Below are 25,776 nucleotides of genomic sequence, written 5' to 3' on the forward strand. Positions count from 1 at the left end.
CGAAAAGACTTGGAAAGACTTTTACACAGATTCGAGTTCATTTTTACACGGATGTCCACAGCCACCATACGGAACGTCCTCAGCGGTGACGGCGACCGGTTCGTCTACGTCGTCTCCGCGTTAGCCGCGCTGAACGGACTGTTGTTCGGGTTCGACACCGGGATCATCTCGGGCGCGTTCCTGTTCATTCAGGACTCGTTCGTCATGTCGCCGCTCGTCGAGGGAATCATCGTCAGTGGTGCGATGGCCGGGGCCGCGGCCGGTGCGGCCGTCGGCGGCCAGTTAGCCGACCGCCTCGGTCGCCGCCGCCTCATCCTCATCGCGGCCATCGTGTTCTTCGTCGGGTCGTTCACGATGGCTGTCGCGCCGAACGTCCCCGTCCTCGTCGCCGGTCGGCTTATAGACGGCGTCGCTATCGGTTTCGCGTCGATTGTCGGCCCGCTGTACATCTCCGAAATCGCGCCGCCCAGGATTCGCGGCGGGCTCACCTCCCTCAATCAGCTCATGGTGACCACCGGAATCCTGCTCTCGTATTTCGTCAACTACGCGTTCGCCGACGCGGGCGCGTGGCGCTGGATGCTCGGTGCCGGGATGGTCCCAGCCGTCGTCCTCGCTATCGGCATTCTGAAGATGCCCGAAAGCCCACGCTGGCTCTTCGAGCACGGACGGAAAGACGAGGCGAGAGCCGTCCTCAAGCGGACGCGGTCCGGCAGCGTCGAGGAAGAACTCGGTGATATCGAGGAGACCGTCGAGACACAGTCCGAAACCGGCGTCCGGGACCTGCTGGCTCCGTGGCTCCGCCCAGCGCTCGTGGTCGGGCTCGGACTCGCCGTGTTCCAGCAGATCACCGGCATCAACGCGGTCATTTACTACGCCCCGACGATTCTCGAATCCACCGGGCTGGGAAACGTGGCCTCAATCCTTGCGACAGTCGGTATCGGAACGATCAACGTGGTGATGACCATCGTGGCGATCCTGCTCGTCGACCGTGTCGGTCGTCGCCGACTGCTCCTCGTCGGTGTCGGCGGGATGGTCGCGACGCTCGCCGTCCTCGGTACTGTGTTCTACCTTCCCGGTCTCGGCGGGGGCCTCGGCGTCATCGCCACGATCAGTCTGATGCTGTTCGTGTCTTTCTTCGCAATCGGTCTCGGCCCGGTCTTCTGGCTCCTGATCTCTGAGATATACCCGCTTTCCGTTCGCGGGTCGGCGATGGGTGTCGTCACCGTCGCCAACTGGGGTGCGAATCTCCTCGTGTCGCTGACCTTCCCCGTCCTGACTGACGGCGTCGGAACCTCTGCGACGTTCTGGCTGTTCGGCCTCTGCAGCCTCGTAGGGTTGGTGTTCGTTTACCGCTACGTCCCCGAAACCAAGGGCCGGACGCTGGAGGCAATCGAAGACGACCTCCGGCAGAACATCTCGCTGGCTGACTGAGTCGACCATCGGAACGGCGGGCGGGTCCACCGCTCCCGCTTTTTACACCCCGAGGCGGTCTAACGCGCTGTCGAGCCTCGGGAGTCCGTCGTCGCCGAAAAACCGGACGTTCTCCAGGGCGTGGAAGGCGATATACACGTCGCGCCGTTCGTCGAAGTACCGCTCGGAGATATTGCGGTGGCGGCGGTACTCATCGTAGAACGCAGCGCCGATCGAGTCCAGTCGGTCGACGTACGCCAGGTCTACTTCAGCGTGGCCGAAATATATCGCTGGATCGAGGACGGCCCGAACGGTTCCGTCAGCCACGACAACGTTTCCGGGGTGGATGTCGCCGTGCAGCAGCGACGGCGTGGCCGGCTCGACGAGACGAGTATCGAGCGTTTCCGCCAGTCGCTGCACCCGGTCGAACTCGGTGGCTGGCAGAGCCCCAGCGTCCCGCGCAGTCCTTGCGAACGGGAGAAGCCGTCGCTCGCGGAAGAAGTCGATCCACGACTCGGTCCACGGGTTCGACTGGCTGAACGGCCCCGAAAGGGTATCGAACGGAAAGCCGAACGCGTCAGCCGAGACGTCGTGGAGAGACGCGACGTGGCGCGCGAGGTCGCGTTCGGCCCGTTCACCGAATCGGCCGTCTCCGCGGACGAACGACAGCACGAGCAGTTCCGGTTCGACGTGGAGGACGTCCGGAACGGGGAGCGGCGTGTCACGGTCGAGGTACTGAAGCATTGCCGCCTCGATTCCGAGCGGCGAGTCGTCGACTTTCACCGCCACGTCAGGACGGTCGCGAAACGTCACACGGTAGACCGACCCGACTTCCCCGCCGTCGAGTGCCGTCGCGCTTTGAGCGTCGGCGTCCAGTACGCTCGAAACCCGTTGTCGCACTGTCGCCGTCATCTGTTCCGCGCCCGTCTCCTCGTCCATATTCGGCATACGATAAGGCGTCCAATAGGTCTGTTTGTCTTCTGCCTCGGTAGCGAAAACAAAGCCATCCGAACCTCACTGCAGACTCCGATTACAGGCAGCACTCGAAACGAGTGGTGACGCTACACGGATCGGTCGGTGCTGTCACCGAACTGCACGACGAGGCGTTCCGTGGCGAGAGCGTACACTGTCATCTCTGTCCCCTTCTCCGAGTACCACGTTTCGGCGGGTTCGATAAGGTCAGCTTCACAGAGACGGTCGAGGTGATAGGAGACGCTCTGGAGCGAGCGGTCGACTGCATCGGCGATATCCGACGCGGTCCGCGGTTCGTTCCTGACCGCCCCCAGTATCTCCTGAGCAGCCTCAGACGAGAGAATCTGAAGGACGTCAGTCGGTTCGGTACCGTTGACTACGACGTTCGTCTGCTCTCGGGGTGCATAGTCAACTGGCGGGTGATGGGGGAAGACGCTTGCCATGGATTGTAGGGAGGGTATTGACGTTCGCTTCTGTTTGTTCGGCTCAATCCGAACAAACCAATCAAACAATTTAATACTTACGGAATAAATAGCCTGAGGTATGACGCAGCAGGACACGCGGCAAACAGGGCAGCCAGTTCGGATGCATGAGTGATGACGACAGCGCGGTCGCACGCGAACGCGTCATCGAATCGATGGAGCAATCGGCCGAGGTGTACGGCCTCAGCCGAAGCGCCGGGCGCATCTACGGCGTGCTGTACTTCGCATCGGACCCCCTCTCCATCCCAGAACTCGTCGAAGAAACCGGCTACGCGAAATCGACGGTGAGTAACGTCACACGGACGCTGTCGCGTATCGGGCTCATCCACCGCAGGTCGTCTGCAGGGGGCGGCAGACGAGTCCGGTTCGAGGCCGAACGTGAGGTCTGGTTCATCCTGCAGGACGTGTTCCAGCAGTACATCCAACGGGAAGTCCAGACGACGCTCAGGACCATCCGCCGGGCGGAAGAGCAGGTATCAGCAGAGACTCGCGAGCAAGAGCGCGTTCGAAATCTCCGTGAAACGTACGAAGACCTGGAGGAGATCGTACAGCTCGCGTCGGAGTACTCCGCCGCAGAACTCCGCGAGGCGCTCGAGTCCTACGAGCGGTAGTCACCGCGTTACCAGTAGACGGTGTACGTACACGTATCGTCACCGTTCCGACGACACGTCTGACCCGTTTCTTCGATGAACACGAACGCGCCGACCGGCGCGTATTGCTGGGCGACACCCCGGATGAGGCCACGGTCGAACGGGCACGGATACGGGTTCTCACACGTCACCTTGCCGGTCCGCTCGCCCACGGATTCGAAGCGATAGTGCCCGATATCCCCGCCACGGTGATTGCGCTGGTAGGCCTCGTCTATCGACTGGAGCCCCTCCGGAACAGAATCGAAATCGTTCGGCCAGTCAGCGACACGCGGGATCTGTTCGCCGAGTCGGTCGAGGACGTGCGGTTGCAGGTCGTCGGCAATCGTCTCGAACGCGTTCAGCCAGGCCTGTTGTGGGTACCACTCGTCGGCCGCCGGGTCGGTGATTCCCTCCGCATCGAGCGCCGTTAGCGCTCGTTCCCGGTACTCGTCTGAGAACTTCCCCATCGCCTCCTCGACTATCGTGAGTACCGTTTGCCCGTTGATTTCGACGGCTGGGTCAAACGCCTCGTAGGATGCCATTCTGTCCGGTAGTTCGCGGGGAAGGAAATAAAAACCGGCCATACACGCGGCGAATGTGGCACTTTCAGCCCGTCGAGGGGAAGACAACCGCAGTTTTCTGCTCTACTGCCTGCAGTCCCAGTCTCTACAGCGCTTAGTCTTCACTCTTAGACGGGTCGCCGAGGGCTGGCGGCTCCATACAGACCGTACACGACAGCCCTGCCGTTACGACGCGTCCTGTGACTGTCCGCTACGTTCAGTACGGGCGTCGGTGACCCACGCCGGTCGATTCACTGTCGTCTCGCCCGAATCGAACTCGAAGGAGAGGTCGTATGTTTCCGGTGCCTTCCCTGCCAGTCTGCCCAAGGCGAGTTCTGCATACGTCCCCGCGGACTTCGTCAGGTCCCACGTAACTGTCGCGGAGCGAACGTCAGTCGTGTCACCGACTGTTCGCACTGTCCCCGTAGCCCCGGTGACGTGGTACGTTTCCCGCCCCTCGTACCAGCCGTTTTTCGGCTTGTAGACGGTCGCTACCTGAGCGGCGTCGGCTTCCCGTTCGTATTCGACGAGGTACAGGCTCCTGACGACTACCGACGCCGCGCCCGAGACATCGTCCGCCACATCCTCTGACTCCTGCTTGAGGATGAACGTGACGGCCCCGTCAGTCCGGGTCTCCTGAAGGAGTTCCCGATCGGTATCGCTCTGGATCTGCTCTCGCCGGCGGTCGGTACTGCCGTCGTCGTCGACGACGATACGACTGTAGACCGGGTCGCCCGGCGACGCCTGATACTGTTCGGTTCGGACATCACCCTCGTCAATGAACAGGTAGCGGCCGCCGTCAGCGGTCACAGCGCCCTCGAATTCGAGCGCTGTTTCACTATCCGCGACAATCGCTCCCGACGCCCGGTATTCATCGGACTCGGGAACGGTAAACCGTTCGTCGACCGGGTTTTCCGCGTGTGGGCTCGCAGTACTGAACGGATACACGGCAGCGAAGACAAGCGCGAGACAGCATAGCGCTAGCACACCGTTCAGTAGTCTCGCGGTACGGCGGTCCATATCCGAGTACCAATACTGACCAACAAAAGCGATTCGGAAACCGGGACTTGGACTCCGAGTTTGTCGCTACTTCTTCGGGAGGGTCGCGATGAACTCGTTCGGCCCGATGCGGTCGACAGTGTAGCCCTCGGCGTCGAACGATTGTCGCTCCGCGGCCATCTGGTGATAGAGCGGCGTCGGCTTGTGGTCGTTGACAATCGTCAGTGCCTCTCCGCTGTCCAGTTCCTCGAACGCGTCGAAGATCTTCGGGTGTCGCTTCGGCGGTGGAATCTCTCGGAGATCGAGTTGCTGTTCTGCCATACGATCTATCGGTCGCTAGCTGCCGTAGAGAGCCTTTGTGCGAATATATTCAGCGCGGGAATCCGGCAGTGACGACACAGAGCCCGCATTCGGTTACGTCGACCGCATTACCGATACATTTCGGTGGCTTGTGTCCGATTCGTCGTCACGGACAGCTGTTTTGCAGTTCACGCCTGTTGATACCGCGTCGCCCACTTCGGTAACGACCGACGGTAAAGGCCGACGCCGACAGCGCCCAGGACGCCACCAGACCCACCGAGCGCGGCAAGCAGGGGCCCGGACAGCGGTGAGATGGCGAACCCGGCGATGAGGATTGGGACCAGCGGGAGGACCATTGCCGCGCCGAAAACAGCGAACAGGGCCGTGTCGAAGAGGAACTCGTTCGGAGAGAGGCCGGTGAGGTACACGGTGGTGCCGAAGATGTAGCAGGCGACACCGACGAGCAGGACGGCCCCGACGACCGCCTCGGCGACCGGCCCGCCACGCCAGGCCAGTGCGAGTCCGTAGAACGCGAGTCCGACCAGCGGGCCGAGCAGGAGGAACGCCCGGAACTTCCCCGCGAAAACGGCGTTCACAGAGAGGGGATGGGCGAAGTACAGGGTAACGTCGTCGGATTGCGTGAGCCAGTTATACGTCGTAAATCCCGAGAGCCCGAGAATCGCACCGAACGAGATTCCGGTCGACGGTGGCACGCCCGTTATCTGGCCGGCGAAATCGACCAGCGCGGCGGTGACACCAAACAGCACCGCCGCCGAGAAAAGGACCTTCCCGAACCCGCCTGCGCTCCGGTGGATGTCGAGCAGGCTCTTGGTCGCAACTGGGTCACCGATCCGTCGCCACCAGCGGCGGAAGGCCGGTTCGACTGTTCGAGCGGAGCGAGGCGCGGTCGCGTCAAAGGTGAGCGCCCCGAGCAGAAAGACGCCGAGGATGACGGTCGCTGTCGCGCCGACCCGCAGGGGAGTCTGAGCGAGAAACAGGCCGTAGGGGGTGTAGGAGACGACATCGACACCACTGGCTAGCGCTGCACCGACTGCGACGAGTGGGGCCGCGAGTAGTGCCAGACCGGGAACGCCGCGGCCGGTGAGACCGAGGGCCGCAATCGTCGTTCCCATCCCGAGGACGAACGTCAGTGCCAGGGTCGTCCACAGAAGGGAGACAGTCGCAACGACGAGGAGAGGCCCGGCGACGCCATGGACTGCAAGCACCGTTCCCAGAGAGATCGGCAGCAGAAACAGCACTGCGTAGTAGACACTGTCCTTGACGACGAACAGCCCCAGCAACGTGTTCTGCGACAGCGGGAGCGTGCGGGCAGAGAACACCAGCAGCGTCACGTCACCGAGGAGGTTCCGGAGGGCATCCCGTCCCACAAATCCGAGAGACCCCGTGTGGAGACCGAAGACGAACACCAGTGCGTGGAGCCCGGCGAACACGGTTTTCGGTTCGGTCCCGGTAACAGCGAGAAGCTTGGCTGCGCCGCCAACGAGCAGGCAGATGAACACCGGAAACAGGGAGAAGTGACTGCCGCGGAAGAGCCGGCTGTGGAGTCGCCACTCCTCGCGGAGCATCTCGACGAACACCCTGCGCGCCCGACCGTCACTCATGTGTCAGCGGGTTGGCTCCCCGGTCCACTGTTGCGTCGACGTTGTCCAGAAACACGTCGAGGAGCGTTACATCGGCGTCGAGTTCCGCCGGACGGACGTCGGCGACGAGGTCGCCGCCGTACATGATGCCGACCCGCGAACAGAGTTCGGCGGCGACGTCTACGTCGTGTGTGGTGACGACGATTGTGTTGCCGTCGTCCCGGTAGGAGCGCAGGAAGCGCTTGACCCGCTCCTGAACGATCGGGTCGAGGTTCGCCAGCGGTTCGTCGATGAACACGACGTCCGGTTCGTGGAAGAACGCACCGGCGATCATCACTTTCTGCTGTTGGCCCCGCGAAAGGTCCGATGACAGTGTATCGAGTTTCTCGGTAAAGCCGAGACGGTCGGCCCACGACTCGGTCTGCTCGGTCACCGCGTCGTCGGGCATATCCCGGATAGCACCGACGAAGTCGAAGTACTCGCGCGGCGTCATGAAACTCGGTGGTGACTCCTTCTCCGGGAGGATTCCCGCTCGTTCGCGGACCGCTGTTGGCTGCGTCGCCGGGTCGACACCGAGTACCGACACCTGTCCACCGTCCGGACTGAGCTGTCCGGTGAGTATCTCCATCGTCGTGGTCTTGCCAGCGCCGTTCGGCCCGAGCAACCCGAAAAACTCGCCGTCGTCGATGCTGAGCGAGAGGTCCGGTATCGCAGTCACGTCGCCGTACGACTTCCTGAGCGACTCGATCTCGATTGCTGTCACGGCGTTCTGCCTACCATCGTGGTTCTGTCGATATAAGTTGTTATACTGAATAAGAACATCCCAGATAATCAGACACCGGTTTCGTGGATACGCACATCTAAACTCGGACAACAGACCGAAGGAGAAACTGTTTTAGGTAGTCCTAAACTATCGCTGGATACCCAAATGACGACCGCAAACCTGCAGAACGGAACAGCGGCCCGGTCCGCCGAGGGGCTGTCGAGCGATGCCATCGAAGCGGTGGCGTTCCTCGCCCGCTCGGAACACCGCCTTCGCGTCCTCGAACTCTTGTCTGACGGTCCCTGCAGTCGTGACGAACTGAGCGACCGGACGGGGGTGACGCGCGTGACGCTCAGTCGAATCCTCGGTGACTTAGAGGACCGTGACTGGATCACGCGACGGAACGGGGAGAAGGTGTACGCGCTAACCGGCCTGGGAAAGCTTGTTTACGACGATTTCACGCAGTTACTCGGGACGGTTTCCATCGGACAGGAGTATCCCGATGTCGTCCAGCGACTGCCGACAGACTGGTTCGACTTCGATCTGCGGTGTCTCGCCGAGGGACAACTCGTGGCCGACCAGAGTGCCGACCCACTCGCCGCGGCCCGCATCGTCGCTAACGCTATCCAGAACGCGTCGTCGTTCCGCTCGCTCCTGGGAACGTTCATCGCGCTCCCGATGTACACGTACGAGGAGGCGGTACGGGCAGGCAACGAAGCGGATGGGACCGTCGTGTTCGACACCGACCTGACCGAGACGATGCTTTCAGACGCTGACCTCCGTGGCCGCTGGCAGACTATCGAGGCCGCGACGGCGTCCGTGACGTACTACAGTCTCGACGAATCTGTTCCCTGCAGTATCGACCTCATCGACGGCGAAACGGTGTTTCTGACCATCGACCGGGAGCGCGACATCGGATTCGATATCATCCGCTGTACGCACCCCGATGTGATCGGGTGGGCAGCAGGAGTAATCGACGAGGCCCAAACGGCGGCCGCTCCGCTCAGCCACCACACTGACACCGCCGATACTTGAATACGGCCTGAATCGTCCACGCGATATGTATTAGACGGTACAATTGTCAGAGATGTTTTGGCCGAAGTGTCACTCGCCGTCCGTGTTGGTATAACTGTTGTTTGAGTAATCGATAGCTCTTAACACATGACAAGGTAGATATGTTATATGGCCCCGCATCGACTCCACCACCTCGCCCTCCTCTGTCTGGTCTGTGCGTCGCTCCTCGTCACTGCCATGCCCGCTGGTGCAGCGCCGCCGCCGCGGCCGCTGTGTGACGCCTGCGGTGACACGTTCGAATCGACGGCCGAGTCCCACGGCGTCTCGGTCACTGTCACCCACAGCAACGCTACCGTCGCCGTCAACGCCAACGGAAGCGCAACGTGGGTCGTCCACAACCGCCTGTCCGACTCAGATGGGGTTGCACGTCTCCGGGCGAACGAGAGCCTCCGAACCGCTATCGCCGACAGAGCGATGTGGGACACCGAGCTTCTGAGCGCGAACGTCTCCGGCGACGGCGTCATAACGCTGCGCTACCGCGAGGCCGATTTCGCCGAGCAGTCTGTCGGCGGGGCGGTCCGCACTGGCGAGTTTACCGAAGCCTACGGCTATCGAAACCTCGACGGCCTCGGCGCTGACCGCCTCGTCATCGTTGCCCCCGATGGGATGCGAGTCGGGCGGACCATTGACGGCGCGACCGTCTCAGACGACGGCCAGCGGATGACGCTGACCGAACTGAACGACGGGCGTGTCGTGACGTTCGTCCCCCGTGATACGGCCGTTGGGCCGGTGTTGAGTCTCCTCGCGGTCGGAACACTTCTCGGTCCCGTGATGGCGGTGAAGGCGCTCGCATACATCACGCTCCCCGCAGCGGTGTTTACCCTCTTGATCGGCGCGGCCGCTGGAGGGCTCTCTTGGCTCGATTGGGACCTCAAACGAGTCCGGGACTCCGCAGGCGTCGCATTCGCCGGGTTCGGCGCGTTAGCGACTGCCCTGTCGCTGCTTGGAGCGACGGGCGTTTTGCGGTTGGGTGGGATAGCGGCACCGCTGTTCGGTGGTGGCACTGCGCTGTTCGTGTGTGGAATAGCACTTTCACAGCGGCGTGTCCGTGAGCGCGCGAGCTATCGTGCGGTCGTTGGCGGTGCAGTAGTCGGAGCGAGCATCGCGCTGGGAGCGACGATAGTGGCGGCTCCGATGGTCGTCACGGACGGATTCACGCCCCCGGTGTCGGCGCTGTTAGTTCTTGGACCCGCGTTCGTGCTTCTCCCGGCCGGGTACGCAGTCGGCCACGGGAACCGTCGGTTAGCGATGAAAACGGCCGCTATCGGGTTCGTACTGTCGATGCTACCGGTACTCCCGGTACTGCCTGCGCCGTTCGGACTGGGCGTGCTTTTTGTCCCTATTGCCACAGCCAGCGCCGCCGTCGTTGCTATCGCCGGCCTCCCGATATTCCTCACCGGCGTCTCGCTCGGCGTTCCATCATCGGCCCACTGACCGATCCGCAGGCTGCAGTCGCAGTGAGTTGCTCAGCCGTGTGTGGCTGTGGCACTTCGTATCTTATTACTCGACAGGTACTGACTGATAGCGTCGGTGTCACCTGATTGTGGCTGTGTTGCCATCAATACATAAGCGGGCGTACCGAACGACCGTACACGATGTCACAGACGTATTACAGCCGTAGCCTCGACGACGAGATTTCGGAACACCGGGACCCTGCTCACGACGTCGACCCGCTCTTCGTTAATCGCTGGTCGCCGCGTGCGATGGCTGGTGATTCGCTTGCTGAAGATGACCTGCTGCCGCTGTTTGAAGCCGCGCGCTGGGCACCGTCCGCATTCAACAATCAGCATTGGCGATTCGTCTACGCCACCCGTGAGGACGACGAATGGGAGTCGTTCCTCGGCCTGCTGAACGAAGCCAACCGCTCATGGGCACGCAATGCTGGCGCGCTCATCGCCGTTTTCTCGAAGGTCACCCTCGAGCACAACGGCGAGTCCGCTGGGACGCGTTCGTTCGATACCGGTGCTGCGTGGCAGAATCTCGCTCTGGAGGGCGCCCGGCGCGACTTGGCTGTTCACCCGATGGCGGGCTTCGACTGGGATCGGATCCACGAAGCTCTGGGCGTCCCAGAAGACGAATTCGACGCCGAAGCAATGATCGCCGTCGGTGAACGGGCTGATCCCGAGACGTTACCTGAGGACCTCAAAGAGCACGAAAAGCCGAGCGGTCGGAAACCACTTGACGAAATAGTCTTCAGCGGCCAGTTCGAGTGAGCGATGGACTGAGATCTAAACACTAGCCTGAACGTTCACACTGGCCGTGGCGAGATCAGGACTCCCGGCGATGATATCGAATTAACCGGTAGTCCTGAGAAGTGGATTAGCGGACCGGAACGCGATTACGAACCGATTGGGACGGTCTCGTGTTCCGTACAGACCTGTTCCGTTGAGTGACTGGACGATATTTCGACGGCTCCCGTCTCCAAGTAGCTACTCTTATACCTGTGGCCGTCAGAGGTATCGTATAGGCGGCCACAGCGGTGGGGTTGCCTCCCGTACCCATCCCGAACACGGAAGATAAGCCCACCAGCGTTCCGGGGAGTACTGGAGTGCGCGAGCCTCTGGGAAACGCGGTTCGCCGCCACCATTCATATCTGTTCATACGAACTGGCGAGCGACGCGGCCTCGCTGTAGGACAGTCGCGCCGCGGAGACCAGCATCACAGCAAGGTCAAGTTCCGGAGCACTCAGCCTGAATCGGTCAGTTTCGCTCGAAGCCGAATCCCTCATCACCGCCATCTCGCTGGACGGTCAGTACTGCGTTTTCGGATTCGTCCGTGACGGCCGCAGTCACCGAGCCCGTGACGAACTCCCGGAGGCGGCTCTGGGTCGGTTTGCCCATCACTGTGACATTGTAGTGGGCGGACTCGTTGATAATTGCCTCCGCGACATCGGGTGCTTCGAGATGCCACGTATCTACTGTGACTGCCTCGGGGAGGCGGCTTCGTGCTGTTTCGAACAGCGTCGATGCTCGTGCCACCGCAGTCTCGTCTTTCGTTTCGGACACATGGAAGAGGTCGACAGGTGCATCTGCACCCATCGCTAACGCGCCGCCGACGACAACGCCGAGGGCGGAATGCGTGCCCTCTGCAATCGGGACAAGTACCGACGAAATTCCCGAGTCAGCCCGTGAGTACGTGACTGAGACCACATCACACGATGCTTTCTTTCGCATCCGGTCGGCTGCGTCACCTCGGAGCCCCTCGCCGAATAATTCGGGCGTGTGCTCGTCCAGTACAGCCAACTGGACGTGGCGCTGCTGTGCGACGTTGATTGCTGTCTTGAGTGGCGTGTCGGTCTCTTCGACGATCAAATGCGCGTCAGCGGTGTGCGTCTCGTCCAGTCGCGCCTGCAGTAGCTTTCGACCGACGGACGTAGTCTCCGAACTCCGGGTAGCATCACCCGTGAGCAGATCGAGAACGAGCAGTTCCCCGCCGACACCGTCTGCAATGTTCAGTGCCGTCTCGAACGTGAAGTCGTCGTGTGTCCCGAAAATCGGATAGAGGATTCGTTGTGGTGGCGCGGTATCGGACCGCTCCAGAAACTCCTGCAGACTAGTTTCAGCGTGAGCCATGCTACGTACTGATTGTTTATCCGCAATAAATACGCGGGTGAATTGTGCATACCGTAGTATGTATCGAATGCAATTCATATCCGCCAAAGAGCGGCGGCAGCGACACCCGAGCACAAGCGAGCGTAGTGAATGGTGACCCGTAGACCGGAACTCGGGGCCCGTTCGGTTGCGAAAGCTGTCCCGCTGAATAGTCCAGCGGAATTGTAGTTTGCCGCTTCCAGAGTTCCGGACGCCGACCCGGCCTGGATACCAGTATTTGAGAACCGCACGACTGCTGTGCACCGCCACAGACGTTATCACGCTGTCAGCGTCAGCATCCGCTCGTCGTGATTTCGAACCACAGGCCGGCGTCCGTCGCGCTCAGGGGAAAAAGGGATTGGCACGCACCCTGTAGTCCCCGTATGAGTCGGCGTCTCGACGAAATCGACAGGCGCATCATCCACGCGCTGCAGCAGGACGCTCGGAACATCTCAGCCCCGATGGTCGCGGAGGAGATGGACGTCTCTCCGGGGACGATTCGAAACCGCATCAATCAGCTCGAAGATGCGGGCATTATCAAGGGGTATCACGCCGATATCGACTACGAGCGGTGTGAGAGTCGCTTGACCAATCTGTTCGTCTGTAACACCTCTGCGAGCGAGCGGGAGAACCTGGCCAGAAAGGCGCTCACGGTCCCCGGTGTGGTGAACGTTCGGGAACTCCGAACCGGCCGCGGCAACCTCCAGATCAAGGCCGTCGGCGAGGAGATGAGTGACCTCACCCGGATCGCCCACCAGCTCAGCAAGCTCGGCCTGGAGATCGAGGACGAGGACCTGATTCAGGAGGAGTATTTCACGCCCTACGAACCGTTCGGGCCGGACGGCGCGAGCAAGCAGGGCGCGATGACCGACATGGTGTCACTCTCCGGCGGCGCGGAAGTGGTCGACGTGACCGTCAGTCCGGAAGCCCCGATTGTGGACACGACACTTCGTGATGCGAACGAACAGTCACTACTCGACGAAGAGGTCCTTATCATCGCTATCGAACGAGGTGACGAGATGATTACGCCAAAAGGCGATACAGAAATCCGTGCCGGCGACCTTATCTCCGTGTTTGCTCGGGACGGGGTACCCGAGTCGACGCTGGACGCGTTCGGTGAGACGAACGAACCGATTACGCCGTCGTAAACCCTGTCTGGTGACCGTTCTCCCGACGCAGGGTTTTGTACTGAATTGCACATCGCGCTTTTTTTGACCGCGTTCGAGCAGGCAGTCACTACAAGCGCTGATACCATATCCCAATTGACAGTATTTTGGAGGGCTGAATTTAGTAGGTATAAAATGCGTATTCAGTAGTTAATCGGCAACACTTATTATGAGTCAGTATTCTAGCAGTGACTACGATCTCAGCAACAGCAGGGATAGGAGTCCGGAAGATGCGCCGACTGTCCGTACGAGGTACGCAACGAATATATGACTGTACTCGATACCCAACCGCCTGAAAGCGTCCCCGAGGAAGCGATCACTGCACTGCAGGACAGCAGTGACAGCCAACTCAGCGATATTGTCCATTACGCACAGCAGTTGCTCCGCGAACACCCGCCGCTCACTGAGGCTATCGAAGCCCGGGAGGGCGAGGCACTCGTTCGGACGGAGGACCACGGGGCATACACGATTGTCGTCGTCGAACGGCCTGACGAGACCGGAGAGGGGCGTGGTCCCTTCGCCTACCGTGTCCAGTGGGAACCCGATATCGAGGGTGAGGGCGGCAAATACCGGTGGCACTATCTCGGGAAAGTCTTCGATTCGGAGCGGACGGTGAGTGAGGCGTGATCCCTGCTGTCTGCGGATTTTACAGCACCTAGCACACAGAACATATGTACATAATCACTGTCGGAGCAGGCGATATCGGAACGCCGCTCATCGAGATTGCAACGGGAACCGGAAACGAAGTCGTCGTCATCGAGCGGGACGCGGCGAGGGCGGACGAAGTCGCCAGCGAGTTCGACTGTATGGTCCTCAACGCGGATGCGACCGTCAAAGAGACGCTTGAAGATGCCGGTGCCGACCGCGCGGATGCCATCATCACGACGACGGACCAGGATGCGACCAACGTCATGGTGTCCCTCCTGGCACAGGAGCTGGACATCCCCGCAATCGTCTCGGTCGTCCACAATCCGGAGCACATGAACCTCTTTAAGCAGATCGGCGTCAATACGATGGAGAACCCACAGCGCCTCATTGCGGAGTCACTCTTCCGGTCCGTCGACCGGCCATCGATTGTTGACTACATGCGGGTCGGCGACGTTGCCGAAGTGTTCGAGATTACAGTCACCGAGGCGGCACCGATTGCCGGGCTGACACTCATTGAAGCCGACGAGGAGGGACTGTTGGATGCCGATACGCTCGTTGTCGCGATTGAACGGAAAGACGCCGACGCACCCATCACGCCCCGAGGGCAGACCCGTATCGAAGCAGGCGACCTGTTGACGGTGTACTCCGGATCGGGGGCGACGCCCGAGGTGACGGACATCTTCGGCCATTACGAGGACCACGCAACGAAGAATTCGAACGGGTTCGGCCTATGAGCAGTCCGTTGCCCACCACTCTGGGAATCCGGTGACCGATATGCCGATGATGAGACTTCGATTACGCCGCTGTTTCCGCCTCGGTTGTCGGCCTAGTCGTTATTGCTAACATGATTGTAAACGGACGAACCGTCGGACGTGACGTCGGTCGCATCGTGCAAGCCATATCGTTGATGATGGTGATCTCGGTTCTCGTCGCAGCGGTAAACGGCGAGTTCTTCGCGGTTCCGGCCTTCATCATCTCGGCGCTCGTCATGGCCGCTCTCGGGAGCGGACTCGTCTGGCGCTATCAGGACGCCGAGCCGCCGGAGAAACGCGAGGCGATGGTCACCGCAGCCACAGCATGGGGACTTATCGGTATCCTCGGCGGCCTCCCGTTCCTCCTCATCGCATGGACCATCCAGCTCGACCCGCTCCCCGTCTGGATGAACACGCCAGCGATGGATGAGACCACAGCTGTGTTTCTCAACCCGCTGGATGCCGTGTTCGAAAGCATGAGCGGTTTCACCGGAACCGGGCTTACGGTGGCCGAAACCGAAGAGCAACTGCCGCGGTCGCTGCACTGGTGGCGGTCGTTCATCGAGTGGGTCGGTGGCGTCGGCGTGATTGTCCTGACCGTCGCTATTCTTCAACGCGGCGGCGGGAGCAGTGGCTCGTATACGCTCTACGAGAGTGAGGCCCGCTCCGAGAAGATTCATCCGAGCATCGTCACCACCGTCCGGGAGATCTGGAAGATCTTCGTCGGACTGACACTCGGCTCGATTGCCCTGTTCCTGCTGGCTGGCATGCCGTTATGGGACGCTATCAACCACGGGATGACCGGTATTGCGACGGGCGGCTTCTCCGTTCACTCGGCGTCGATTGGCTTCTACGACAGCCCGTTGATCGAGTACGCGACGGTGCCCGTCATGGTCGCGGGTAGTATCGCCTTCCCCATCCACTATCTGATCTTCAAAGGCGAAATACGGAACCTGTACGCCGACTTACAGACCCGGTGGGTGTTTATCTGGTTTACCGCTGGCTCCCTCGTCCTGACGGGGATTCTATACGCGAACGGTCAGTACGCGACACTCGAAGAGACGTTCAGGGTTGCGCTGTTCCAGTTCGTCTCCGCGACCTCAAACACCGGCTTCGGAAGCGCGTCAATCGGCGGCGGGACCGAGCAGGTATGGAGTGCGGGCGCGACACTGTGGGCCTGTCTCGGGATGCTCACTGGCGGTGCAGCAGGGTCGACAGTCAGCGGCCTCAAGCTCATCCGAGTGGTAACATTAGTCAAGGGGACCGTCTGGCAGATACAGGACGTGTTCCGCCCGCAAACCGCTATCAAGTACTTGCAGATCGGCGAGCGCCGTCTCAGCGAAGAACAGGCACAGCGCGAGTACACCGAAGCGACGGTCGTGTTCATCCTCTGGATTACGTTCCTCGTCATCGGTGTCGCGGTCCTGCTCCGCGTTCTCTCACCGGCTCACCCACTCGAATACGTCATTTTCGACGTGATGAGCGCACAGAGCAACGTCGGCCTCAGCAGTGGGATCACCGGCCCAGATATGCCCGACACTGCGAAGGCCATGCTGATACTCAATATGTGGGTCGGACGGCTCGAAATCATTCCCATCGCCGTGCTGATCGGGTCGGTCCTGCAGCGCCTCGATCTGTACCGACGAGGGTGATTGCTGTTTTGCGTTTCGGGTGTTGGTCATAGCTGATCTGAAGCCGTGATCTGGAATAGAACGCTAACGCACACCGACTCCTGTCCAGACGACCCCGACCTCCTCATCGAAGGTGCTGTCGAGGCTGGTGTGTTGGAACAAGAGCGATTCGCTGCACAGGTATATGGGGTGAATACCTCGAGGGGTTTCAGCCGCCGACCGCAAGTCAGGGTGTCACGATCAGACTAAACCGATAGACTGTGCCCTGGTATTCGGCGACGACACCCCGGAAGTCGACTCGGTCGTCGTAGCTGTCTATCGGCTGGAGGTCACCGGCGATGCCGAGCGCGTCCAAAACCTCGGCGAGTCCGTCGGAGGGCGGTGCGCCCTCTTCGTAGCGGCGAGGCTCCTCGCTGATCGCGTCGTCTATCACGCCACGAGCGGATTCCGAGAGGTCCAGTGAACTCAGATCGAGTTCCAGAATCGCCGTTCGTGCGTACTCCTGGAACGCTTCGCGATTGTTCGTGATTTCGTCGAGAGTGTACGTCCATTCTGGGACGGTTACCGTCCGCTGCTCTGTGACGGGGCGAAAGTATTCGTCTTCGTACTCGATGTAATCGAACGGTGGCGACGGGACGAGCTCACTGGCTTCGGCGTCAAGATGGTGGTGATATTCGACGGCCTGCAGGTTTTCGAATTGAGGCTCGCCGAGAAACCCATCGTTGCCCGCGTAGACTGCGTCGAGCGCTGCCTCAAGGACGCGTTTGTCCTGTGTCGAGCGGTCGAAGGGGGTGCGTTCGACCGTGGCGTCGTCTGGCGGTGTCTCGTCAGTCCGTGTGACTGCGAAATGCCAGCGTTCCCGTTCGAGATGCTGTTCCTCGCTGATTTGTACTTGATAGAAGATCCCGTCCCGCCGGAGGAACGTTGGGCGCGGTCGCGTGTCTTTGCCCCATCGGTCTCGTCCGACGAGCGGCCACTGTTGGACGGTGACACTGCCGGTGTCGAACAGTTCGGACGTATACTGCTGTTTCGTCTCGGCAGTAAAGTCGACCCTGGTGGTCGCATCAATTGTGGTTGGGTCGGGCCAGAGATACGGCCGTCCGATTGACGAGAGGTCCTGTTCGGTGGCGATGAGCGCGTAGTTGTCGAGACTGCCGGGATTGAGACAACCGGCGGTCGCGGTGATGACCCCAGACGCGCCGATGAGTCGGAGGGCGTGGCGGCGGGAACAACGCATTGCTGTGCCGAAATAGTTAATATATCGATAAATTGCTTGTGGTGTAAATCTGCGTGTCCCCGTGTGAATGCCACACGAATCCTCGTTGGAGAGGAGCCAGTCACCACTCGATTGAACCTACAACACGCCGAGTTCGAACACTGCGAGGTAAATCTGTCCGCCGCCGGCGAGTATCATCACGACGGCTGCGAGCTGGTGCAGTCGTTGCAGGTGCGTGCCCGCGGTGCGCCAGAGTCCGATGCCAACACCCGCAAGGAGTGTCACGCCTACAAGCGGAAGGGCGACCCCGAGCGCGTACACCGCCAGTACGAGAACGCTTGTCCGGGCTGGCAACGCGAGTGCCTGGGCCACCACACCGAAGAACAGCGGGACGACACAGCCCGCCGCAGCGACCGCGTACACAGCCCCAAACACACCGAATCCGGTTACCGACGCCGGTCGCTGCGGCAGCGGGACGCGGAGTTCGGGCTCGCGATTCAGGAGCATCGCGACGCCGAACGCGATCAGACCGAGTCCGATCACCGGTTCGAGCATCGGGAGTGCGTTTTTCAGTGGCTGCCCGAGTACGAGGACGAGCAGCGCGACGAGGGTAAGCGCAAGGAGTGCCCCACCAGCAGCGGCGGTGGCAGGTGGTAGCATACCGACATCTCGGTCGCTCTCGTTCATGTAGTACCCGATATACCCCGGGAGCAGCGGGAACGCACACGGCGCGAAAAACGTCGTGATGCCTGCGCCCGCGGCGAACGTGAGTGTCCCGAGTACGGCAACTCCGGTCATCTCACACCAGTGCGTCGAGTTCGTCTCGAAGCGTCCCTTCCCCGGCGAGTCCGCTGTGGCCGAACTGGACGGTCCCGCTCTCGTCAGTAATCGCGATGTACGGGAGTCCGTCCGCCCCGAGTGCCGCCAGCAACTCGCTTCCGGGGTCGAGGCCGACAGTCCAGACACCGCCGTTCCGGTTCCACCACGCGCTGATGTCAGCCCTCGTCAGTGTCTCGCTGGGCCGCTCGTTCGTCACTGAGACGAACGACACGTCAGTGTACTCGGGCTGCATCGCGTTTAGTATCCGGAGTTGGTCGTCACAGGGCGCACACCACGTAGCGAAGAGGTCGATCACCGTGACAGTTCCCGGGGTCGGCACGGCTGTCTCGCCTGCCGACGAGCCGTGTGCATCTAGCGTCTCCACGCGGATCGGAAGCTGTTCTGTGTTCCCGGTCTGGCTACCCGACAGCCCGTTCTGGGCAACCCATAGACTCCCACCGGTGAGACCGAGCCCTGCCATCGCTGCCACGACCTGTCGGCGGTTCACGCGTTTCTCACCGTGTTCAGGTCGGAAATGATGGTTTCTTCGTCCGGCGACTTCGAGCGGTAGGCACGCTCGACGAACCCATCAGCGTTGACCAGGAGCGTCAGTGCTGTGTGCGTGAACATGTACATATCCATGTCCTCAGGTTCGGTTCGCTGGAACACAACCCCGAACTGTTCCTGTATGACATCCTTGGCTCGCTGCTTCGACGCTGGCCGAAGGAACTGCCAGTTCTCGCTATCGACGTCGACGTTCATCTCGTCCGCGTACGCCCCGAGTCGTTCTGCAGTGTCACGAGCGGGGTCGAAGGTCATCGGGAGGAACCGGACCGCATCAGCGTAGCCGTTGTTCTGTGCGTGGCTCTGAATGTTCCGCTGGGTCGAGATGAGAACGGGGCACACGGTCTGGCAGTGGCTGTAAAAAAACGTGAGGAGGGCTGGGGTTTCAACGTCGCGCAGTCGAATCTCTGTGGATTCGGCCGGCGCAGGGACACTCACGTCCGGAATCTGCTCGCCCCACGCAGGATACGGAACGTCGCTGCTCTCGAACTCGCGGTCGGGCTCTTCGAGGATGACATCGGGGTTCGAATCCCCGAAGCGACCACCACCGAGACACCCGGCGACTCCAACAATCGTTCCAACCGCACCGGTCGATTTGAGAACCGTCCGTCGGCGCATACGCAGTAGTTGTGCCCTCGGATATTTGGCTAATCTGGTGTGACTGTCGTAAACCCTCTCTCGCCTGCTATCGCATTATTTCGGGCTGTGAGAGTGGTAAGACCACAGCGCAGTGACAGAGACGTTTTCCGGACCCGGTCGGGCTCCGGAGGCCTGGGGCGGCCCTCGTATTAGCAGTATGTATCACAGCGTACAAGCGGCTGTGTACCACCTGCAGCCTGGCCCGCTCTACCCATGGTTCACAGTCCGTCCTGAAGGGTCTGGCCGTTCGCTGTGTGCCGTCGCCAGCGTCTCCGGATTCCCACTGAAGCAGTACGTCGTCCCCGTTGTACCGTGGGATGACAGGAGCGTGAGCGTGGCAGGCGTCTATCCGTGGTCGGTGGTGAACTGAACCCGGGAGGGCTATCATGCACCAACGACCACCCAGCCGACTGGCTGAGTTACTCGTCCTCCGGAGCGGGTTCGCGCTGGACCACGAACACCGGTCCGAGAAATCGCTCGGCGATCTGGTCGGCAGGCATCCCGAACACGAACGTCGCCAGGGACGGGTCGGTTTCACCCATGACGACCGTATCGAACGAGTCAGCTATGTCTGCAATCGCGTCGAGGGGATCCTGGTCGCGGTCGATCCGTGTCTCGATAGTCGACGGGTCCATTCCGAACTCCACCAGTCGGTCCGTCATTCCACCGAGGAGTGTCTGGATGTCGTCGTCCGTCGTGTCTTCGTCGGCAACGTGATACAACGTCACGTCGGCGTCCATCTCTCCGAACACACTCGCGACGACACGGGCGAGGCGGTCAACCCCGATGGCCCCGCGGACTGGGACCAGCACGTCTTCGACCGGCCCCGTCGCGTTCGGAACGAGGACAGCCATGCAGTCGTGCTCAGCGATCATGCGGTCGATGGTCTTCTGGCCGTCGTGGGTGAACACGAGCCGCCGCTCGACAGTGGCTCCGGCCTCCTCGAACATCTCTTCGTAGTCGTCGAGCCGTTCCGTGGCCCGGTCCTCGAACTGCATCCGCGCCTGACCGGGAGCAGTCTGTTCCGGGATAACGTGATACCCCAGCAAGACGACGTGGGCATGGGCGAGGAGTTCGGGGACACCTTCGGGGACCGATTCCCCTTCGAGCACGCGGAGCGGAACGAGTATTGATGGTCGGTCCGTCATAATCAGATGTCTCCTTTGAGTGTCACGTCCCCAGCGTAATAACGGTACCAGAGATACGAGGCGAGCATGACTACGATGCCGATACCGATTGACGCGGGCTGCATGAAGACGATCAGTCCGAAACTCGCGAGCGCGCCCACGACCGGGACCACCGGATAGCCCGGCACCTGATAGCTTGGCGAGTACCACTCCGGGTTCCGACGGCGCAACACGATCAGGGCGATACACATCAGCCCGTACATAATCAGGTGGAGGAACGAGGCGACCTCAGCCAGGAGTTCGACCCGGCCAGTCGCGACAAGGACGAGGATCGGGCCGCCAGCGGAGAGCAGTGCGACGTGTGGTGTGCCGTAGCGGAGGTTGACCTCGCTCGCCTTTCTGGGGAGCAACGCATCACGGCTCAGAGCGTACACTGCCCGCGAGGCACTGAGAATCGACGCGTTCGCGCTCGAAAACGTCGCCAACAGCCCGGCACCCAGGATCGCGACCGCACCGGGCAACCCGAGGAAGTCACGGGCGACTTCGACCATCGCAGTCTCCCCGAACTCCCCCAGCCGATCAGCACCGAACGCGCTGGTCGCGACGAAAATCGTGACAACATAAAAGACGGTGACGATCAGGACCGAGCCGACCATCGCCAGCGGGAGGTTCCGACCCGGCTGCTTGATTTCACCCGCGACAGTTGCGACCTGGGCGAACCCCAGATACGACGTGAACACGAGCGCAGCGGTCGTCAACACTGGGAGGTACCCTTTCGAGAAGAACTGCTCCGGCACGGTGCCGCCACCGAATACGCCAACAGCGTCGAGGACACCGTAGGAAAGGAAGCCCGTGAGTACGACGAGGAGAACCCCGACCACCACGTTCTGAATCTTCGCGGTGTTTTCCGTGCCGCCGATACTCAATGCAGTCAGTGCGGCCCCGAACAACAGCCCGATGCCGATGACCGGACTGTACGGGAGCACGACGTTGAGCTCGGCGAACACGGCGCTCGCGTAGTGACCGAGCCCGACCAGATAGAACGCCGAGGCGAACATCAGGCCCAGCCACAGCCCGAGGCCGACGATTGCGCCGTAGGCCGTCCCCATCCCCCGCGAGATGAAGTAGTAGCCGCCACCACTTCGGGGCATCGCCGTGGCGAGTTCGGAGGTCGGCAGCGCCACAAGCAACGCGATCAGGCCGCCGATCGCAAAGGAGAGCGTGGCTGCGAGCCCAGCGTTGGCGGCCGCCAGCCCTGGAAACACGAAGATCCCGGCACCGATCATCGTCCCGATTCCGATTGCCAGCCCACCAACGAGCCCGATAGTCCGTTCGAGTTCGACGTCGTCGTCGTGGACGACCGCGTCGTCGGTGACGGATTCCGGCTCCTCGGCGGGTGCCTCACCGGCGACGTTCTCGCCCCCCGGTTCGACGTCGACAGGCTGGTCAGTCATATGACAGGGATAGTTTCACCTATCGGATAAAACCGCCGACGAAATGTGTGACCAACGCCGTGGGTAGCACTGGTCGGCAGCCTCGTGACAAGATGAAACCTCTCAGCACCGAAGACAGATGAACAGGCCATTATGGCTGTATCCGAAATGGTCCGTAGAGGATCATATTCATGGTCTCGGTGCTTCTCGTCCTCGGCTTACTCGTCGCCGGGTTCGTGGGATTCAACATCGGCGGTTCGTCAACAGGCGTCGCGTTCGGGCCGGCTGTCGGGAGCAAGCTGGTCAGAAAGGTAACAGCGGCGGCACTGTTCAGCGTGTTCGCGTTCATCGGAGCGTGGACAGTCGGCCGCAACGTCATCGTCACGATGAGCGAGGGGATCGTACCGGCCGCACAGTTCACCCCGGTAGCCGGTGTCGGCGTCCTGTTTTTCACTGGCCTCTCGCTGCTGGTTTCAAACATCTATGGCGTCCCTGCCTCGACATCAATGACGGCAGTGGGGGCAATCGTGGGGCTCGGACTCGCGACGGGATCGCTCAACGAGGCGTTGATGTTTACAATCGTCTCCGCGTGGATCGTCGCCCCGCTCATCGGACTCGTCATCGGGGCGGCCATCGGTCGGTACGCCTATCCGCAACTCGAAGCTCGACTGTCGTTTACGCGCCTCGAACGGCAGTTGGTACAGATCGACCGGTCGGGCCGGTTCCCCCGCCTCCGCCTCAACAGAAACGCGTCCCCCCGTGACCTCATCGGGTCGGCGCTGGTGTTGGCCATCGCCTGTTACATGGGTTTCAGCGCGGGGGCCTCGAACGCTGCGAACGCAGTCGCCCCGCTGGTCGGCAACGGGGCCGTCAGTATCGACCAGGGAGTGCTCCTCGCGGTCGCAGCCATCAGCCTCGGTGGGTTCACCATCGCCAGACGCACTCTCGCAACCGTCGGCGACGGCATTACTGACCTACCGATTCTGGCAGCCCTCATTGTCTCCTCCGTCGGTGCGACGATCATCACCGTCCTCTCGTACTACGGCATTCCGGCGAGCCTCGCGGTGAGCACGACCTGTTGTATCATCGGTCTAGGGTGGGGCCGGGCAAGTCGCGCTGTCACGCTTACGGAACTCGCGACGCCACCGTCCGAGTCCAAGCCGGGGCCGAATCTCAGTACCGGCGCGCTCGCCGCCCCATCGACCAAGGATGAGAAGCCAGCGGGTCCAACTGTGGGCGAACTCGCAGCCGGAGAGTCCCCTATCCCCGAGACGTCTCCATCAGTCCCAGCCATTGGCGAGGAGGACATCGAGGAACTGACCGCCGAGAACCTGTTCGATCCGGCAGCGACGAGCCGGATCGTCATTCTCTGGGTCCTCACGCCGTCGCTGTCTGTCGTCGGATCGTACCTCCTCTTCGCTCTCCTGCTGTGAGCCGGTCATCCGACCGGCCCCGTCGGTGATTTGGGAAGTACTTGGACCCAGGGGCCGCCCTCGGTCCGCAGGGGAGCCCGTCAGACGAATGTCGACTGGAACCGACTGATGTTCTCGTCGATTCCGGCGACGATGAGTTCATCCCCGGATTCGATCACGAACGACGCGTCAGGGTTCGTGATGACACGCCCCTCCCGTTCGGCAGCGACGACGGTACAGCCGGTCCGGTTACGGATGTCGGCATCAGCGAGCGATTTGCCGACAGCGTCCGTGACTGTCGTTCGAATGAGTTTCAGTTGCGTTCCCGGGGAGAGGATTTCCTCGTCGAGTACGATTGACGCGAGCATCCGCCCGCTGACGGCGGCGAGCGAGAGCACGTAGTCGGCACCGGCGCGGTACAGTTTCGACACGTTTTCGTGCTCGTTCGCTCGGGCGATGATTTCTATCCGGGGGTTCAGTTCACGAATCGCGAACGTCGCGAAGATAGCAGCCGTGTCGTCCGGCAACGCGAGGACGACAGTGCCGGCGTCCATAATGTCCGCCTTACGGAGGACATCGCGGTCCGTCGCATCGCCGACCACGTCGACCGTCGGGTGGTCCTCGGGGTCAATGGTTGTGTATTCGAACCCGGCATCTGTGAGCGAGCTCGTGACGGACCGTCCAACGACACCCATCCCCGCGATGACGACGTCTCCCCGACGGTGCCGGCCCTCGAACAGCGTCATCTCCTTCAACTGGTCGAGTTCCGTCTCTCGCCCGGTCGCAACGAGCACACTTCGGGCGTCAAATCGGACATCCGGCGGGGGTGGACTGTGGAAATTCCCCCGAACCCACACCCCGATGATGGCGGCACCTGTCCGCTCGAAGATACCGCTCTCGGCGATGGTCTGGCCGATCAGTTCGCTGCCGCTCTGGAGCGGGAACTCCGCGATGTCGAAGTCCTGGTCGATTTCGACGCCTTCGATAGCTTCGGGGTCGAACGTGCCGATGGCTTTGCCCGCGAGCTGTTCGCCCAGTATTCGCTTGGGCGAGAGGACATGATCGGCCCCGGCGAACCGATGGTAGTCCGCGGTGGTCGGATCTTCAGTCAGGCTGACCGTCCGTACCTCGGAATCGACCTCCCGAGCCGAGAGGAGGACGCTCGGGTTGGTTTCGTCGTCGACGTTTGCGATCAGGGCGTCGGCGTGCTCGAGTCGGGCACGCTTGAGGGCCGCGTCCGACTCCGGATCTCCGGACATAACCGTATACCCTGCCGCGTGGAGTTCGTCCGCGGCTTCCCGATCCTGCTTGATGATGACGTACTGGACGCCGCGTGCGGTGAGTTCGTCGATGAGAACTTCTTCACGGGGCCCGTAGTTACAGAGGACGACGTGGTCATCGAGCCCACGAACCGAGGCGGGGGCACTGGAGGTGAACGCGTCCTCGAAGAGCGGGACCACGAGCACCGGGAGGGCCGCGAAAATAAGCACGAGTCCCGAGAGTGCCATGAGTGAGACGAGGTAGTTCATCTGCGGGCTCGTCCACGGGGCGTCCCCGCCGTAGCCGACGGTGGTGACTGTTTGAACGACGACCTCTACCGAGCGGTACAACGGCTGGGGCCGCCCCTCCCACGTAGCCATCCCGTAGTTGTAGAGAACCACGAACCCAGAGAGCACGCTGACGACGATGGCGAGATAATAGACGATGAGCCGCGTTCGCCGGTCCATGCTTCGGCATCAGGTGTCAGACCCATAATAGCCACTCCCGAGAGGGAGCGGTTCAATCACCGGTGAGCTGCCAACCGACTCATCATCGAGGCCATGGGGAGTGTGGCACTCGCCGAAAAGGGACTCGAATCGGGCGACCCGATCAAGCCCAAGGAACCGCTCGGTTCCACCGAGGAAGCCGAGACGCCCGCCGACGACTACCCTCACAGGCGTTCATATCGGTAGAGCAGTACAGCCCCGCAAACCGCTCTACCTCATCCTG

At 61.5% G+C, this 25,776-nt stretch carries 26 protein-coding genes and 1 rRNA gene; 12 read left to right on the forward strand and 15 right to left on the reverse strand.

Features of this window, described 5'->3' with window-relative positions:
• Positions 1 to 51: 51 nt before the first annotated feature.
• The gene (locus ACNO8S_RS17025; RefSeq protein WP_014031120.1) at positions 52 to 1,431 is read left to right on the forward strand and encodes a sugar porter family MFS transporter; all 1,380 of its coding nucleotides are present in this window, start codon (positions 52 to 54) and stop codon (positions 1,429 to 1,431) included.
• 42 nt (positions 1,432 to 1,473) lie between these two features.
• On the opposite strand, the gene ACNO8S_RS17030 is transcribed toward ACNO8S_RS17025, so the two are convergent.
• Positions 1,474 to 2,349 (reverse strand): fructosamine kinase family protein, encoded by an 876-nt coding sequence (locus ACNO8S_RS17030; protein ID WP_044952795.1) that lies wholly within the window; start codon positions 2,347 to 2,349, stop codon positions 1,474 to 1,476.
• Positions 2,350 to 2,471: 122 nt separating this feature from the next.
• Positions 2,472 to 2,825 carry an ArsR/SmtB family transcription factor gene (locus tag ACNO8S_RS17035; RefSeq protein WP_014031118.1) on the reverse strand — a complete coding sequence of 118 codons (354 nt, stop codon included), beginning with the start codon at positions 2,823 to 2,825 and terminating at the stop codon, positions 2,472 to 2,474.
• 146 nt (positions 2,826 to 2,971) lie between these two features.
• Here ACNO8S_RS17035 and ACNO8S_RS17040 point away from each other — a divergent pair, with 146 nt between their 5' ends.
• Positions 2,972 to 3,475 carry a GbsR/MarR family transcriptional regulator gene (locus tag ACNO8S_RS17040; protein ID WP_014031117.1) on the forward strand — a complete coding sequence of 168 codons (504 nt, stop codon included), beginning with the start codon at positions 2,972 to 2,974 and terminating at the stop codon, positions 3,473 to 3,475.
• A gap of 8 nt (positions 3,476 to 3,483) precedes the next feature.
• Here ACNO8S_RS17040 and ACNO8S_RS17045 read toward each other — a convergent pair whose 3' ends face one another.
• The 5 genes from ACNO8S_RS17045 to ACNO8S_RS17065 all read right to left on the reverse strand — a co-directional run bounded on the left by ACNO8S_RS17045 (position 3,484) and on the right by ACNO8S_RS17065 (position 7,716).
• Positions 3,484 to 4,035, reverse strand: a complete 552-nt coding sequence (locus ACNO8S_RS17045) for a hypothetical protein (RefSeq protein ID WP_050038341.1) — start codon at positions 4,033 to 4,035, stop codon at positions 3,484 to 3,486.
• A gap of 204 nt (positions 4,036 to 4,239) precedes the next feature.
• Complete coding sequence (locus ACNO8S_RS17050; RefSeq protein WP_050006925.1) at positions 4,240 to 5,073, reverse strand: hypothetical protein; 834 nt, start codon at positions 5,071 to 5,073, stop codon at positions 4,240 to 4,242.
• A 66-nt stretch (positions 5,074 to 5,139) separates the two neighbouring features.
• On the reverse strand, positions 5,140 to 5,373 hold the full coding sequence (locus ACNO8S_RS17055) for a DUF2249 domain-containing protein (protein ID WP_014031114.1): 234 nt from the start codon (positions 5,371 to 5,373) through the stop codon (positions 5,140 to 5,142).
• A 167-nt stretch (positions 5,374 to 5,540) separates the two neighbouring features.
• Complete coding sequence (locus tag ACNO8S_RS17060) at positions 5,541 to 6,974, reverse strand: hypothetical protein (protein WP_420182967.1); 1,434 nt, start codon at positions 6,972 to 6,974, stop codon at positions 5,541 to 5,543.
• On the reverse strand, positions 6,967 to 7,716 hold the full coding sequence (locus ACNO8S_RS17065; protein ID WP_151104175.1) for an ABC transporter ATP-binding protein: 750 nt from the start codon (positions 7,714 to 7,716) through the stop codon (positions 6,967 to 6,969). Before ACNO8S_RS17065 ends, ACNO8S_RS17060 begins: the two co-directional genes overlap by 8 nt.
• 165 nt (positions 7,717 to 7,881) lie before the next feature.
• Between ACNO8S_RS17065 and ACNO8S_RS17070 the strand changes: the two genes are divergently transcribed.
• The 4 genes from ACNO8S_RS17070 to rrf all read left to right on the forward strand — a co-directional run bounded on the left by ACNO8S_RS17070 (position 7,882) and on the right by rrf (position 11,376).
• Positions 7,882 to 8,751, forward strand: coding sequence for a helix-turn-helix transcriptional regulator (locus ACNO8S_RS17070; RefSeq protein ID WP_014031111.1), 870 nt, complete (start codon positions 7,882 to 7,884; stop codon positions 8,749 to 8,751).
• 147 nt (positions 8,752 to 8,898) lie between these two features.
• Positions 8,899 to 10,224 (forward strand): hypothetical protein, encoded by a 1,326-nt coding sequence (locus tag ACNO8S_RS17075; protein ID WP_129756252.1) that lies wholly within the window; start codon positions 8,899 to 8,901, stop codon positions 10,222 to 10,224.
• 161 nt (positions 10,225 to 10,385) lie between these two features.
• Entirely contained in the window at positions 10,386 to 11,003 is a 618-nt protein-coding gene (locus ACNO8S_RS17080) for a nitroreductase family protein (protein ID WP_014031109.1), read from the forward strand.
• 250 nt (positions 11,004 to 11,253) lie between these two features.
• Positions 11,254 to 11,376, forward strand: a 5S ribosomal RNA gene (gene rrf / locus ACNO8S_RS17085).
• Between the two features lie 113 nt (positions 11,377 to 11,489).
• Here rrf and ACNO8S_RS17090 read toward each other — a convergent pair.
• A complete protein-coding gene (locus ACNO8S_RS17090; RefSeq protein ID WP_420182968.1) occupies positions 11,490 to 12,362 on the reverse strand; it encodes a universal stress protein in 873 nt (290 codons plus the stop codon).
• A gap of 401 nt (positions 12,363 to 12,763) precedes the next feature.
• On the opposite strand from ACNO8S_RS17090, the gene ACNO8S_RS17095 reads away from it, so the two are divergent.
• The 4 genes from ACNO8S_RS17095 (at position 12,764) to ACNO8S_RS17110 (ending at position 16,598) form a co-directional block, all read left to right on the forward strand.
• A complete protein-coding gene (locus ACNO8S_RS17095) occupies positions 12,764 to 13,528 on the forward strand; it encodes an Lrp/AsnC family transcriptional regulator (protein ID WP_014031107.1) in 765 nt (254 codons plus the stop codon).
• A gap of 285 nt (positions 13,529 to 13,813) precedes the next feature.
• The gene (locus ACNO8S_RS17100; protein ID WP_420182969.1) at positions 13,814 to 14,173 is read left to right on the forward strand and encodes a hypothetical protein; all 360 of its coding nucleotides are present in this window, start codon (positions 13,814 to 13,816) and stop codon (positions 14,171 to 14,173) included.
• A gap of 44 nt (positions 14,174 to 14,217) precedes the next feature.
• The gene (locus ACNO8S_RS17105; protein ID WP_420182970.1) at positions 14,218 to 14,928 is read left to right on the forward strand and encodes a potassium channel family protein; all 711 of its coding nucleotides are present in this window, start codon (positions 14,218 to 14,220) and stop codon (positions 14,926 to 14,928) included.
• 110 nt (positions 14,929 to 15,038) lie between these two features.
• The gene (locus ACNO8S_RS17110; protein ID WP_014031104.1) at positions 15,039 to 16,598 is read left to right on the forward strand and encodes a TrkH family potassium uptake protein; all 1,560 of its coding nucleotides are present in this window, start codon (positions 15,039 to 15,041) and stop codon (positions 16,596 to 16,598) included.
• Positions 16,599 to 16,803: 205 nt separating this feature from the next.
• Here the strand turns inward: ACNO8S_RS17110 and ACNO8S_RS17115 are convergent, their stop codons facing one another.
• The 6 genes from ACNO8S_RS17115 to ACNO8S_RS17140 all read right to left on the reverse strand — a co-directional run bounded on the left by ACNO8S_RS17115 (position 16,804) and on the right by ACNO8S_RS17140 (position 22,396).
• A complete protein-coding gene (locus ACNO8S_RS17115) occupies positions 16,804 to 17,814 on the reverse strand; it encodes a hypothetical protein (RefSeq protein WP_420182971.1) in 1,011 nt (336 codons plus the stop codon).
• A gap of 117 nt (positions 17,815 to 17,931) precedes the next feature.
• Entirely contained in the window at positions 17,932 to 18,591 is a 660-nt protein-coding gene (locus tag ACNO8S_RS17120; RefSeq protein ID WP_420182972.1) for a cytochrome c biogenesis protein CcdA, read from the reverse strand.
• A 1-nt stretch (position 18,592) separates the two neighbouring features.
• Positions 18,593 to 19,120 (reverse strand): TlpA family protein disulfide reductase, encoded by a 528-nt coding sequence (locus ACNO8S_RS17125; protein ID WP_050007886.1) that lies wholly within the window; start codon positions 19,118 to 19,120, stop codon positions 18,593 to 18,595.
• Positions 19,117 to 19,794, reverse strand: a complete 678-nt coding sequence (locus ACNO8S_RS17130; protein ID WP_420182973.1) for an SCO family protein — start codon at positions 19,792 to 19,794, stop codon at positions 19,117 to 19,119. Before ACNO8S_RS17130 ends, ACNO8S_RS17125 begins: the two co-directional genes overlap by 4 nt.
• 440 nt (positions 19,795 to 20,234) lie before the next feature.
• Entirely contained in the window at positions 20,235 to 20,963 is a 729-nt protein-coding gene (locus tag ACNO8S_RS17135) for a universal stress protein (RefSeq protein ID WP_008311884.1), read from the reverse strand.
• 2 nt (positions 20,964 to 20,965) lie between these two features.
• On the reverse strand, positions 20,966 to 22,396 hold the full coding sequence (locus ACNO8S_RS17140) for an APC family permease (protein ID WP_420182974.1): 1,431 nt from the start codon (positions 22,394 to 22,396) through the stop codon (positions 20,966 to 20,968).
• Between the two features lie 170 nt (positions 22,397 to 22,566).
• Here ACNO8S_RS17140 and ACNO8S_RS17145 point away from each other — a divergent pair, with 170 nt between their 5' ends.
• The gene (locus ACNO8S_RS17145) at positions 22,567 to 23,808 is read left to right on the forward strand and encodes an inorganic phosphate transporter (protein WP_420182975.1); all 1,242 of its coding nucleotides are present in this window, start codon (positions 22,567 to 22,569) and stop codon (positions 23,806 to 23,808) included.
• 80 nt (positions 23,809 to 23,888) lie between these two features.
• Here ACNO8S_RS17145 and ACNO8S_RS17150 read toward each other — a convergent pair whose 3' ends face one another.
• Entirely contained in the window at positions 23,889 to 25,514 is a 1,626-nt protein-coding gene (locus tag ACNO8S_RS17150) for a potassium channel family protein (RefSeq protein WP_420182976.1), read from the reverse strand.
• A 102-nt stretch (positions 25,515 to 25,616) separates the two neighbouring features.
• Between ACNO8S_RS17150 and ACNO8S_RS17155 the strand changes: the two genes are divergently transcribed.
• Positions 25,617 to 25,739 carry a hypothetical protein gene (locus ACNO8S_RS17155; protein ID WP_255355560.1) on the forward strand — a complete coding sequence of 41 codons (123 nt, stop codon included), beginning with the start codon at positions 25,617 to 25,619 and terminating at the stop codon, positions 25,737 to 25,739.
• The last annotated feature ends 37 nt before the right edge of the window (positions 25,740 to 25,776 follow it).

The organism is Haloarcula sp. KBTZ06, assembly GCF_048595605.1.
Classification (GTDB): Archaea; Halobacteriota; Halobacteria; order Halobacteriales; family Haloarculaceae; genus Haloarcula; species Haloarcula hispanica.